This is a genomic window from Methylobacterium sp. GC_Met_2 (assembly GCF_026540795.1).
Taxonomy (GTDB): Bacteria; Pseudomonadota; Alphaproteobacteria; order Rhizobiales; family Beijerinckiaceae; genus Methylobacterium.
On record NZ_JALNUM010000028.1, the window covers coordinates 23675 to 36658 of the forward strand.

Genomic DNA, 12984 nt, shown 5'->3' on the forward strand with positions numbered 1-12984 from the left:
GCGAGGCCGCCGTGACGACTGACCTCGAAGCTGAGAATGCGGCCCTGCTGCAGTTCCTCTACGCCTGCCCGGCTGGTCTCGTGGAGTTCTCGGCGGCTGGTGCCATTGGCATGGTCAACCCGGCCGCGATGGGCCTTCTCATGCCGATCGCGGGGCGTCCGTTCGTTATCAACCTGTTCGACGTCATGGACGGCTGCGCGCCGGAACTGCGCAACATGATCCACAACTTCGCTCCACCGCAGGGGACGGTCTGCGACGGCCATCGCATCGTGACCGGACGCGGGGAGCGGTCGACCATCCTGGCCTGCACCATCGTGAAGCTCACCGAGGATCGCTACGTCGCGACCCTTTCCGATGTAACCGAGCAGGTCGCCCGCGAGCGGCGGTTGAAGCAAGCCGAGACATGGTTTGCCTCCCTGCTCGACGGCGTCGATGATGTCGCTGTGCTCTCGCTGGACGCGAATGGCTGCGTTGACGCGGTCACGCCCTCAGCGACGCGCCAGACCGGTTTCACGGAAGCCGAACTCCTCGGCAGACCTTTTGAATGGTTCGACCGCCCGGACCGCGCCACGGCGATGCCGCTGCCCGGTGAGGCGATCGCCGTGGCGCGACGGGACGGCTGGTACCTTCACGAGGGCTGGCACGCCCTGGCCGACGGTGGGCGCTACTGGTGCCAGCGGCTGGTTGCCGTGCGCGACGAGGCAGCGGGGGCTGCTGCGGGATATACCCTGGTCATACGAGCGGTGACCCGCCAAGGGCGTGACACGGCCGATTTGCGCAGGATGCTGACGCGCGACCATCTCACGGGTGCGAGCAACCGGGCCCACTTCTTCGAGACGGCGGAACGCCAACATGTACGGGCACTCCGGGATGCGGGATCGTTGGCTCTCGTGGTCCTCGATGTCGATCACTTCAAGCGCGTGAACGACGAGCACGGGCATGCGGCGGGTGACGTGGTGCTGCGCGAAGTCGCGCGCCGCTGCGAAGCGGAGTTGCGTCCTGAGGATATCTTCGCCCGTTTGGGGGGGGAGGAGTTCGTGGTGCTCCTGCCAAACACCTCGCTGATGAAGGCCTCTGCCGTCGCCGAATGCTTGCGCACCTCGCTCGCACGTGAGCCGATCGTCGCGGGCGGGATCGAGCTGCGCATCACCGCGAGCTTTGGCTGCTCTGCGTTGGATACGGATCCGGCCGCATCACTGGCTGGCCTGCTCGCGGCTGCGGACAACGCGCTGTACAATGCTAAGCGTTCGGGCCGTGACCGGGTTGAGCTATCCCACCCAGATCAGGCCGCGGCCTGAACGCTGGTCATCCCGTGATGCTTTCGCGAAGCGCCCTTGCTGCGGTCCTACAAAGTCTTCTCACCGCTGAGCTCCTTGACGCGCGTGGCCGCGGGAATCCTGCCGCGCGTCTACCGGCGCACCTGCCACCTGCATGGCCCGAGACCACGCCAATCAGCTCTGGAGCGGGAGAGGGGCTGGGCTGCGACTCGCTGGAGCGGTTGTGGTTGGCCTCTGCGGTCAACGAGATGTTCCACCTCCACGAGGCGGGCGGTGAGGATGGGCTGTTTGCGGACACCACGTTCGGCGCCTGGATCGAGCAGGTCGAGGCCGCCTGGCAGTCCGGTGTCGCTTCGGTCACCTTCACGAGCTCGGGGACGAGTGGGCGACCGAAGCGCTGCGCGCACTCGGCCGATGCTTTAAGCACGGAGATCGCGTTCCTAGCTGAGCTGTTCCGGAACAGGCGACGCGTCGTCTCCCTCGTGCCGCCTCACCACGCCTACGGCTTTCTGTTCGCCGGGCTCCTTCCCGATGCGCTCGGCGTCGACCATGTCGACGCGACGAAGCTCGGCCCTGCCGAGATTGCTCGCAGCCTCGCGCCGGGGGATCTCGTCGTCACGTTTCCCGACCGCTGGCGCTGGCTGGAGCGCTCCCTGCTCAACTGGCCGGAGGACGTCGCTGGCGTGGTCTCGACCGCCCCGTGTCCGCGAGACCTGATCGCCGCGCTCTTCGAACGCGGCCTGGCGGCGATGACGGAGGTGTACGGCTCGTCGGAGACGGCCGGCGTGGCTGTGCGCCGCTGGCCGGAGTTCTCGTATAGCCTCATGCCACACTGGCGTTTCGTCGAGCCGGTCAGCGAGGATGCACCAGAGATCGTCCATCGATCTGGGCGGCGTCTCTTGTTACCGGACCGCGTCCGGCCGCGAGGTGGGGGGCGGTTTGAGCTGGCGGGCCGCCTGGATGGTGCCGTACAAGTCGGCGGCGTCAACGTGTACCCTGATCGGGTCGCGGCGCGCCTCCGTGATCGGCCTGGCGTTAAGGACGCAGCGGTGCGTCTGATGCGCCCGGAGGAGGGCGTCCGTCTGAAAGCCTTTATCGTACCCGAGGTGGGAGCTGATCTGACCGCGTTGCAGATGGAACTCAATGCATGGATCGACAGCGTCTTGCCGACTGCGGAGCGACCGACGGCACTCACATTTGGAGATCGTTTTCCAAGGGGCACGATGGGCAAAAGCGCCGATTGGTAAAGAGCGCAGAGCGGTCATAACGGTAGGCTGACGTGAAAACCCGACTTCGGCCGGCATCAGGAATACGCTCGCAAACTCTGAGGTGTGCTGGGCGCCCCCATGTCTGTATACAGCGGTCTGCCCAGCGTGCTTCCATGACCGCCGCAAGCGCAAACTGGCCGACCGGATCTGGCCGTAAGCGGTCTGTCCGCTTTCGGTTGCACGAGGTGCTGAAGCGGACATCGCAACGTTCTCGCTGCCGGCTGCCGACGGACACGTTTTCTCGACGTTTGAAAGTCCGACGCGGTTTCCCGGCGAAATTTGGCAGCCTTAGTGGCCGCAACGTGCAGGGCGAGTGTTTTTCGGGAAAACGATCGGTTTCCAGGATACAGGCAGTCCCACAAGCGGAATGACCAAGTCGGGTGGCGAGCGGTCATTGGATGGCCGCCCGGAAGCTGGCCTTCGGCTTTGCGCCCATCCCGGTCATTTGTTGCGCCCCAAAGACATTCTCGAAGCGGACATCGGGAAAACTGAATCTACAGGTCGGAGTTGGCAACGCCACGGGACCTTGGATGTCACAGCCCGAGATAGCTTCTTGTTCTCCGAAGGTGGCCCCTAACAAGCATCCAGAGGCGACCTGTGCTTCAGGGAGAGCAGAAGCAGTACGCCCTCGCTCGCGTTCTCAAGACTTTAATGGCGTGTTGCTGCTTGATGGCGCAGCGCCCCACACAGATGCCAGGAAGGTGGTGAAGGCTTCGAGGCTGGTGGATCGAGCCGGCTTCATCCAAGTGGCGTAGGTTGCAATGGTGTCAGGTACGTCGTTGAGGGAGCGGATCACGATCCCACGCCGCTGCACGTTGCGCACACAGCTCGCATAGGTGCTCACGCCGGCTCCCGCTGCCACGAGGCCGAAGATGCCCTCGCTCGACGAAGCCTCCTGGCTGACGGTCGGATGGAAGCCCCGGCGGTGACAGATCGCGAAGAAGGCCTCGCGGTAAGCGCTCCAGCTCCCGCCCGATCCCAGCACGAACGGCTCCCCGGCAAGATCCTTGAGCGTGAGACTGCGTGCATTCGAGAGAGGATGGGTGACCGGCAACAGGGCTACGTAGGAGTCGCGGTCGAACAGCAAGCTCTCGAAGTGCTCGTTCTCGACGACGCTCAGGGTAAAGCCGACGTCGATGCGATCGTTGAGCAAGGCTTCGCGCTGCAGTTGCGAGGGGACGTGCGATAGCTCCAGGCGGATCCCCGGCCGCACTTCGCTAAAGGCGCGGACCAGCTCCGGCAGGCGGCCGTTGATCGCGAAATCCATGTAGGCGACGCGCAGAACACCGGTCATGCCGGTCGCCGTGCGCTGCGCCAGCGTGACGGCCCGCTCCAGATGATCGAGGCCGATCCGGCACTCGGCGAGGAAGGCGCGACCGGCCTCCGTCACCTCGACCGTTCGTGTGGTGCGCCGGAACAGCTTCGCGCCGACCTCCGCCTCAAGTTCGGCGACGAGACGGCTCAGGCCCGGCTGCGTCGTCGCGAGGCGCTGAGCCGCTCGGCCAAAGTGGAGCTCCTGAGCCAGGACAAGGCAACTCGTGACGTGTCGGAGACCAAATCGCATTTGATGCCAAAAATCGTATCAATCGGGGAAAATTCATCATTTCACACCCGGAGCCATCTGCAACATCCTCGTGTCGATCCCGCTGTGGCGGGCTGGAACGAACGATGCAAGGGACGGGACAGATGGCCTTCAACACCGAACTCGATAGCGCCCTTGAGGCCGCATTCGCGGAGGCGCGCGCGCTGTACAAGGAGCGCGGGTTTCAGCGCCGTGTCGGGTTTGGCCGTCGCCCCGCCCTGATCAACGTCGATCTCGCCAATGCCTGGACGCGGCCGGGAAATCCCTTCACCTGCGAGAAGATCGACGACGAGATCATCCCCGGTGTCCAGGCGCTGCTGGCTGCCTGCCGCCGGAACAACCACCCGGTCGTGCACGTCACCACCTGCTATCAGGTCACCGATGTCGACAGTCCCAAGACCGACATGGGCCTGTGGCACCGTAAGATCCCGGTCGAGGTCGTCGACCAGAACAAGCCCGAGCTCTGGGCGATCGATAGCCGCATCGAGCCGGTGCCAGGTGAGCAGGTGCTGGTGAAGAAGCGCGCCAGCGCCTTCCACGGCACCTATCTCGCCGGCTTCCTGCGCGCGAACAACGTCGACACGATCCTGGTCACAGGGGTGACCGCCTCGGCCTGCGTGCGCACCACGCTCTGCGACGGTCTCGCAGAAGGCTTCCGTACCATCGCGGTGCGCGAGTGCATCGGCGACCGCGTGCCCGGCGCCGTCGCCTGGAACCTCTTCGATATCGACGCGAAGTTCGCCGACGTCGAGCCGCTGGAGCGCTGCGTCGCCTATCTCGACGAGGTGGGACTGCGCAACGCCGCCTGATCGCCGGACCGTCCGCGCGCGGCGGTCCGATCCTCCGCCCGCCGACCCTTCGCAGGAGTGTGAGCCGATGCGTGCTGTCCGATCCGACGAGACGTTCTCACCGACGCGCCGGCAGGCGCTCCTCGGCAGTGCGGCGGCAATCCTCACGGCAGGCGCGGTGCACGAGGCGCACGCGGCTGCCGGCACGGTCGTCGTCTCCAATTGGGGCGGCGACTGGAACCAGCGCACGGTGCGGTTCGTCGAGGCGCCCCTCGTGGAGACGCAAGGGCTCACGGTGGTCCGCGATCTCGGCATGGAGCCGGAGCGCAAGGCCAAGCTCCTGGCCGAGCGCCGCCTGCGCCGGGGCAGCATCGACGTGATTCATCTGACCGACTCGGATGGGTTCGAGATGATGAAGCAGGACGTGCTCGCGGATCTGGATCGAGCACGCATCCCGAACTACGGCGACGTGGTGCCGGCCCTGCGGAAGGACTACTTCGTTCCATGGCTCTACAGCGGCGTCGTGATCATCTACAACAAGGACAAGATCAAGGATCCGCCAAAGTCCTACGAGGAACTCTGGGACAAGAAATGGGCTAGCCGGCTCGGGCTGACCAACCAGCTCTACTTCAACTACATGATGATGTCCGGGTTGATCCGGGGCGGCAACATGACGAGCGTCGAGGCCGGCCGCGACCGGCTCGTCGCGCTCAAGGAGATGGTCCAGCCCCGCCTGTACGCCGCCCACCAGCAACTCGGCGCCGCGCTGGCCACCGGCGAGGTCGACATCGCCCTCAACTACAAGGCCCGCGGCCTGCAATGGATCAGCGAGGGCTCGCCGTTGGCCATCCAGTACCCGAAGGAAGGCGCGATCGCGATCACCTTCGGCGCCGGCCTGCCGAAGCGCGCGCCGAACACGGACGGAGCCTACGTCTACCTGAACGCGATGCTCGACCGGAAGGCGATGGCGGAACTCGCCGCGGCAAGCTTCTACGCGCCAGCCAACGGCGCGGCGGAGCTCAGCCCGGACCTGCGCGCCCGGATCGACTTCTCGCCCGAGGAACGCGAGCACCTCAACTTCCCGGACTATGCCTACGTCTCGAAGAACACCGCCGAGTGGCTCGAATGGTGGAACAAGACGATGGCGCGCTGAGCCGATGGCCACCCTCGTACGCTCGGAAGTCCTGGCGCCCGACATCGCGCCCCGGATCCGGCCGCGCGTTCCCGTGGGCATCGGCGGTGTCCTGCCGGGGGCACTGCTGGTCGTCGTGGCCCTCCTCGGGCCGCTCGCCCTGATGTGCCGCTACAGCTTCAACCGGTTCGTACCGGGTGAGCTGATGGTCGAGGGGCTCACCCTCGCCAACTACGCCAAGTTCCTGAACGACGCCTTCTACCGGGACGTCCTGCTGACGACCCTCTGGGTGGCGGCCCTCTCCACGCTGATCTGCCTCGTGCTCGGCTTCCCCGTCGCCTACGCCCTGGTGCGGCAGGTCGGGCCACGCTGGAAGTCGAAGGTCCTGATCCTTATCATCCTGCCGCTCCTCATGGGTAACGCGGTCCGTACCGCCGCCTGGATGGTCATCCTCGGCGACAAGGGCCTTCTCGCTGCCATCCTCGCCGCGGTGGGGCTCACACCACCCCGGCTGATGTACACCCCCACCGCCGTAGTAATCGGCCTCGTCTCTGTGACGCTGCCCTTCATGATCGTGACGCTGCAAAGCGTGATCGAGCGGATCGATCCGGTCCTGGAGGAAGCGGCCGAGAGTCTGGGCGCCGGGCACCTTACGATCCTGCGGCGGGTCGTGCTGCCGCTCGCGCTACCCGGGCTGCTCGCCGGCACGATGCTCTGCTTCATCCTGTCGATGAACGCCTATGCCACGCCGGTGCTGATCGGTGGCCCGCAGTTCCACATGATGGCGCCAGAGGTCTACCAGCAGGTGGCCAAGGCCATGAACTGGCCATTTGGCGCGGCTCTCGCCTTCGTGCTGATGACCGTGACCCTCGTGCTGACCACCACCGCCAACGTCCTCGTGCAGCGTCGCTACCGGCGCTGGTCGGAGTAGGGCCATGTCGCGCACTGGCATCCGCCGGACCTACGGCGCCATCTCGGGCGTGGTCCTCGCCTTCATCGTGCTGCCGCTGGTCGTCATCGTCTGGGTTTCGTTCTTCGCCAACCGTATCCTGGCCTTCCCGGCGAGCGGCTACACCCTCGACTGGTACGCCCGGGCCCTCGACACGGACGCCTTCCGCGAGGGCTTCGTCACCAGCGTAGAGACGGCGCTGTTCGCCATGGCGGCGAGCCTCGCCCTCGGCGTGCCGGCGAGCCTCGGTCTGGTGCGCGGCCGGTTTCCCGGACGCGATGCCGTCCAGGCCCTGCTGCTCGCGCCGATGGTGGTCCCTGGCATCGTCGGCGGAGCCGCCCTGTTCATCGCTTTTATCGAGGTCGAGGCACTCTTCGACATCCGAGTGGCTGGCACGATCGGCGGCCTGCTCGTCGCCCATACGCTGATCGCGCTGCCCTGGACCATCCGGCTCGTCAGCGCCTCGCTCGCCTCGGCCGACCGGGCGATCGAGGACGCAGCCGCGAGCCTTGGCGCCGGGCCGCTCACGGTGCTGCGGCGCGTGACCCTGCCGGCGATCCGGCCTGCCATTATCGCGGCGGGCCTGTTCTCCTTCGTGATCTCATTCATCGATCTGGAGAAGTCGATCTTTCTCGTCGGCCCAGGCCGGACGACCCTGCAGATCGCACTCGTCAACTATCTCGAATGGTACCTCGACGGGACGGTCGCGGCGGTCGCCGCTGTCCAGATCCTGATCGTCGGGACGGCGCTCCTCGTCAGCGACCGCTACGCCCGTCTCGCTCAAGCCTTCTGAGACTGCCTCCCGACAGCCCGGAGAACGGCCCATGTCGACGACTGTCGCCCTTCGCTCCCTGACCAAGCGCTACGGTGGCTTCACAGCCGTGGACGACATCACGCTCGATGTTCCCGAGGGGCAACTCGTTGCCCTGCTCGGCCCCTCGGGCTGCGGTAAGACCACGACGCTTCGGATGATCGGCGGGTTCGTCGAGACGGATGCCGGCAACATCCTGATTGGGGGCCTTGACGTGACCCGTCTGCCGCCGGCCAAGCGCAACATCGGGTTCGGCTTCCAGAGCTACGCCCTATTTCCGCACATGAGCGTCGCCCAGAACGTCGCCTTCGGCCTGGAGATGCGCCGCTTGCCCCGAGCCGAGATCGCGTCCCGCGTCGCCCGGGCGCTCGACCGGGTGCGCCTATCCCCGATGGCGGATCGGTTGCCCAAGCAGCTCTCCGGAGGTCAGCAGCAGCGGGTCTCCCTCGCCCGCGCCCTGGTTATCGAGCCCTCCGTGCTGCTCCTCGACGAGCCGCTCTCGAATCTCGACGCGCAGCTGCGCGGGGAGATGAAGCTCGAGATTCGCCAAATCCAGAAGGCGATGGGCATCACCACGCTCTTCGTCACGCACGATCAGGACGAGGCGCTCTCGATCGCCGACCGCATCGTCGTGATGCGCGCCGGGGGGATCGAGCAGGACGGCAGCCCGGAGGCGGTGTTCGGCGCGCCGTGCTCGCGCTTCGTTGCAGAATTCATGGGTGTGACGAACCTCTTGCCGGGGACGGTCGAGGGACCGGGCACGTTCCGGCTCGCCGACGGCAACGCGATCCGCGTCCCCGGTGCGGTCGCCGGCCGCGAGCCGACGGTCCTCGCGATCCGTCCCGAGCGCCTCCGGATCACCTCCCCCGGCATGGACGCGGAGCCCGATACGCTGGATGCCGAGATCGAGGCGGCGACCTATCGCGGGCTCTCGGTCGAGTACCGGCTGCGGACCACGTCCGGCCTGTGCCTGACGGCCCGCCGGGCTACCCCTGCAACCGGTGGCCCCGCCATGCTCGAACCCGGCGCGCGCGTTTACGTCGCCGTTCCACCGGACGCCTGCCACTTCGTCCCTGCCGAACTCTGAGAGGACGCACCATGACCATCCGGCACGACGACCTGATCGTCATCGACGGGCTGATCGTCTCCGATTTCGGGCCCGAGGTCTTCGCGGACATGCGCCGCGGCGGCGTCACCGCGGCGAACTGCACCTGCTCCGTCTGGGAGGATTTCGCCACGACCATGCGGACGATGGCTCGGTGGCGTCGCTGGTTCCGCGAGCACGCCGATCTCATCGCGCCGGTCCAAGGCGTCGCCGACATCCACCGCGTAAAGGCGGAGTGCCGCACCGGCATCATCCACGGCTGGCAGAACACAAGCGCGATCGAGGACCGGATCGAGTATCTGGAGCTGTTCCACGCGCTCGGTCTGCGGATCGTCCAGCTGACCTACAACACCCAGAACCTCGTCGGCTCGGGCTGCTACGAGTCGCGCGATGGCGGGCTTTCCGATTTCGGCCGCGACGTGCTGGCCGAGATGGACCGGCTCGGCATCCTGTGCGACCTCTCGCATGTCGGCCCGAAGACCAGCGAGGACGCGATCCGCGCCTCGAAGCGGCGCGTTGCTTATACCCACTGCCTACCCGCCGCCCTGAAGGACCACCCGCGTAACAAGACGGACGCGCAGCTGCGCTTCATCGCCGAGCGCGGCGGCTTCGTCGGGGTGACGATGTTTCCGCCGTTCCTGGCCCGGGGGGCAACCTCCACGATCGAGGACTACCTCGACGCCATCGCGTACGTGATCGATCGGGTCGGTGAGGAGAACGCCGGCATCGGCACCGACTTCACGCAGGGCTACGGGCAGCCCTTCTTCGACTACATCACCCACGACAAGGGCGACGGACGCAAGCTCACGGATTTCGGTGAGGTGCGGAATCCCGAAGGCATCCGCACGATCGGCGACTTCCCGAACCTCACCGCCGCGATGGACCGGCGCGGCTGGCCGGCCTCGCGCATCGAGCGCGTGATGGGCGGCAACTGGCTCACCCTGCTCGGCGACGTCTGGGCCTGAGCGCCGCTTGGGCAATCAGAGAGGAAGTCCTATGTCTGCCAACACCTACGACGTCATCGTGCTCGGCGTCGGCGGCATGGGCTCGGCAGCCTGCTGCCACCTCGCCCGCCGCGGCGTGCGGGTGCTCGGGCTCGAGCGCTTCGACATCCCGCATGCCATGGGATCCTCGCACGGCTTCAACCGGATCATCCGCCTCGCGTACTTCGAGGACCCCTCCTACGTGCCGCTGCTCCGCCGGGCCTACGAGAACTGGCGGGACCTGGAGAGACGGTTCGGGGAACAGCTTCTCTTCATCACCGGCTCGATCGATGCGGGGCCCGAAGGCAGCACCATGGTCGAGGGTTCGCTCGCCGCCTGCCGGATGCATGACCTCCCGCACCGTCTGCTTGACGGCGCCGAATTGCGGCGCGCGGCACCCGGCTACAACCTGCCCGAGACGCATCGTGCCGTCCTTCAGCCGGACGGCGGCTTCGTCTCGGCCGAGCGCGCGATCGTTGCGCATGTGGCGATGGCGCAGGCGGGCGGCGCCGAGATCCGGGCGCGGGAGCCAGCGCTGAGCTGGGAGCCGACCGCCTCAGGCGTGCGCGTCAGGACCGAGCGCGGCACCTACGATGCGGGACGCCTCATCCTCTCGGCGGGCTCGTGGATGGGCGAGTTCGTGCCCCAGCTCAAAACCGTCGCCGTGCCCGAGCGGCAGGTGCTCGGCTGGTTCCAGCCGCGGGAGCCGGCGCTGTTCGCCCCGGAACGCTTTCCTGTGTTCAACATGGAGGTCGACGAGGGCAAGTTCTACGGCTTTCCGGTTTGGCATGTCCCGGGCTTCAAGATCGGTCGCTGGCACCATCTCGGTGAGACGGGCGGGGCCGATGCCTTGTCCCGGGAGTGCGGAGCCGAGGACGAGGCGGTGCTGCGCCCCTGCGTCAGCCGCTACTTCCCTCAAGCGAACGGCCCGACCATGGCGATGCGGGCCTGCTTCTTCACAAACACACCAGACGAGCACTTCGTCATCGACACGCTGCCGGACCTACCGCAGGTGGTTGTCGCCTCGCCCTGCTCAGGCCACGGTTACAAATTCTGCAGCGTCGTGGGTGAGGTTCTCGCCGATCTCGCCACAGGCAAGAGGCCAAGTTTTGACCTTAGACTTCATTCGCTTGACCGCTTTACGCCTCGTTTACATGCGAGCACTGAGCAAAGATTTGTGTGACTGGATTTAAAACCCGTTCAGGGCCGAGTCTGTGCGTCTTACCGTGATAAGCCGCACGATGGTAGGTCGGCGCTCAAGGGGGCGTAACGTCTGTCCTCACAACGTGAGCGCCTATGAGCAGACTGGCGGCTTCCGACCAACCCCGGTCGCGTCAAGGGGAACTCGTGAAAGTCTGGTTTGGGTGGTTTGCTGACGGTCCGCTTCCACGGGGCCGAACTGCCGCAGCGGACGTTCACCCGACCGCCACCCAGAAGCGCTTCACCCACGGCTCAGGACGACGAACGGATGGCGGGCCGTCGAACCTCGAACTCACGCATACCCGGTCCCGAACCCTTAACCTCCAAGATCCCAGCTACTCCGAGAGCGAGGACGCGGGCGAACAGGAATTCAGCGCCGGTACCCTGCCCCGGCGGGTCGACCTCGGTGTTCAGATGGTGGAGGGCGCGGCCGATCAGCTTGACGACCAACTCCCAGTCCGGTGTTGCGTGCTTCGTCAAGACGGGGTCGAAGTGCTCCAGAGGAGCCGACACCAATTGGCCGTCGCGTACGACACGGAGCGGCGCATTCTCCCGCTGTAGCTGCGACCAAGCCGCCGAGGCCGCCTCGCTCTCCGCGGGTGTGACCGGACGGCGCTTCGCAAAGAGACCGGAGGCGACGATCTCTTCGGGCCGTAGCAGGCCAAGGGACCAGATCGGCGAGATGCCGCCGACCGTCGTGATGTCGAGCGCCGTCGCGTCGACGATGTCGAAGGGCCGGCCGGCCATGCGCGATGCGAATGCAAGGAAGCTCGCGTGCTCGGCGGCATCGGACAGACAGACCCAGAAGACCGGGTGAACGTCGGGGGCGGTTGCTTCTGTCCAAGGCGCCTCCGGTTCGCAGTAATCGGACGGGTCGTCGTCGCGCAGGTTCTCCCTAGCCCACCCCCGGCGCGCGTCCGGATCCGATGAATCGATCGGGCCGACGCTTAAGCAACTTGGGAGCGCGATGACGCGTGCTTTGCAGCCTCGCAACCGGAGGGCATCACGGATTGCCTCTGCCCGACTGACCCCCCACGCCACATGGATGGCTTCGGCGACAACGAACATTTGCGATCCTCCATCGCTGCACGGCAGTCGATGCAACGTATCGGGGCATCGTCCTCGCGCGACATGGCTACGATGTGAACTTCGAAGACCCTCGCGTAAGATTTTGTCACCGCGCTCTGGCTCTCGTCGCCCCGACGTCTGCCGCGGCAGTGGCCAGACGTCGGGGCGACGTGGAGCACGTTGATGGCCGGCGTGATATCCAGGGGCGCTGACGGATTTTCGTTCGCTCTGATGTCGCGCTGAGGCAAGCGACTGACGCTCATCAGCCGGTGGGCCAGGGGTTGCTCGATGGCATCCTCTCACTCTTTTTCCAAATGCAGAACGTCAACAGATCCGATCCGCTTCAAAGCAAGACTTGATTGCCAGCCCGAGGCACAATTGCCGGATGGTCGACGAATGGCTTTTTACGGACAAGTCGACAGCGTTGCGAGCGGCGGATATCGGCCGCAAGCGGCCGTAAATAGCAGTTGGCGAAAGGCCCACCCACACCGAAGCGCCACCGGCCGATTCATTGGGCATGTTCTCATTGGACCGGTGAAATCAGCTAGGCTAACCGGATCTGCAACTGCTGGCTGGTAAGTGAAAACAGAGATGATCAAGCGCCACTGGAGGTTTACTCGCTTCTCGTTTTTGACAAACTGAAATCGGCAGGTAGTTCCGAAAACAGTCATCCGCTTTCATTCCCGAGCGACCGATAATATGCCGTCGGTTCCCCGCGGGACCAACTCGGAGCATTATGACTAAAACGCCAATTAGTTAGCTATTTTTTAGTGAAAATCGTTGTTATCATAACCGAAAAAGAAACAAGAATAGGCCATTTG

Annotated in this window: 11 protein-coding genes; 9 read left to right on the plus strand and 2 right to left on the minus strand. The window is 65.6% G+C overall.

The window, feature by feature from the left end:
• Window positions 1-11 precede the first annotated feature (11 nt).
• Together OXS49_RS12365 and OXS49_RS12370 are read left to right on the plus strand one after the other, a co-directional pair.
• On the plus strand, window positions 12-1298 hold the full coding sequence (locus tag OXS49_RS12365; protein WP_267424469.1) for a sensor domain-containing diguanylate cyclase: 1287 nt from the start codon (window positions 12-14) through the stop codon (window positions 1296-1298).
• A gap of 206 nt (window positions 1299-1504) precedes the next feature.
• Complete coding sequence (locus OXS49_RS12370) at window positions 1505-2524, plus strand: AMP-binding protein (RefSeq protein WP_244001038.1); 1020 nt, start codon at window positions 1505-1507, stop codon at window positions 2522-2524.
• 661 nt (window positions 2525-3185) lie between these two features.
• Here OXS49_RS12370 and OXS49_RS12375 read toward each other — a convergent pair.
• Window positions 3186-4109: a LysR family transcriptional regulator gene (locus tag OXS49_RS12375; protein WP_267424470.1), complete on the minus strand. Its 924-nt coding sequence runs from the start codon at window positions 4107-4109 to the stop codon at window positions 3186-3188.
• Window positions 4110-4231: 122 nt separating this feature from the next.
• Here OXS49_RS12375 and OXS49_RS12380 point away from each other — a divergent pair, with 122 nt between their 5' ends.
• From OXS49_RS12380 to solA, 7 genes are all read left to right on the plus strand, one after another.
• Entirely contained in the window at window positions 4232-4936 is a 705-nt protein-coding gene (locus OXS49_RS12380; protein ID WP_267424471.1) for an isochorismatase family protein, read from the plus strand.
• A 67-nt stretch (window positions 4937-5003) separates the two neighbouring features.
• The gene (locus OXS49_RS12385; protein ID WP_267424472.1) at window positions 5004-6068 is read left to right on the plus strand and encodes an extracellular solute-binding protein; all 1065 of its coding nucleotides are present in this window, start codon (window positions 5004-5006) and stop codon (window positions 6066-6068) included.
• A 4-nt stretch (window positions 6069-6072) separates the two neighbouring features.
• Window positions 6073-6978 (plus strand): ABC transporter permease, encoded by a 906-nt coding sequence (locus OXS49_RS12390; RefSeq protein ID WP_244001046.1) that lies wholly within the window; start codon window positions 6073-6075, stop codon window positions 6976-6978.
• 4 nt (window positions 6979-6982) lie between these two features.
• On the plus strand, window positions 6983-7789 hold the full coding sequence (locus tag OXS49_RS12395) for an ABC transporter permease (protein WP_244001048.1): 807 nt from the start codon (window positions 6983-6985) through the stop codon (window positions 7787-7789).
• A gap of 31 nt (window positions 7790-7820) precedes the next feature.
• Entirely contained in the window at window positions 7821-8894 is a 1074-nt protein-coding gene (locus tag OXS49_RS12400; RefSeq protein ID WP_267424473.1) for an ABC transporter ATP-binding protein, read from the plus strand.
• An 11-nt stretch (window positions 8895-8905) separates the two neighbouring features.
• Window positions 8906-9877 (plus strand): dipeptidase, encoded by a 972-nt coding sequence (locus tag OXS49_RS12405; RefSeq protein ID WP_244001052.1) that lies wholly within the window; start codon window positions 8906-8908, stop codon window positions 9875-9877.
• 31 nt (window positions 9878-9908) lie between these two features.
• A complete protein-coding gene (gene solA / locus OXS49_RS12410; protein ID WP_267424474.1) occupies window positions 9909-11078 on the plus strand; it encodes an N-methyl-L-tryptophan oxidase in 1170 nt (389 codons plus the stop codon).
• 269 nt (window positions 11079-11347) lie between these two features.
• Here the strand turns inward: solA and OXS49_RS12415 are convergent, their stop codons facing one another.
• Window positions 11348-12163 (minus strand): DUF3658 domain-containing protein, encoded by an 816-nt coding sequence (locus OXS49_RS12415; protein ID WP_267424475.1) that lies wholly within the window; start codon window positions 12161-12163, stop codon window positions 11348-11350.
• Window positions 12164-12984 lie beyond the last annotated feature (821 nt).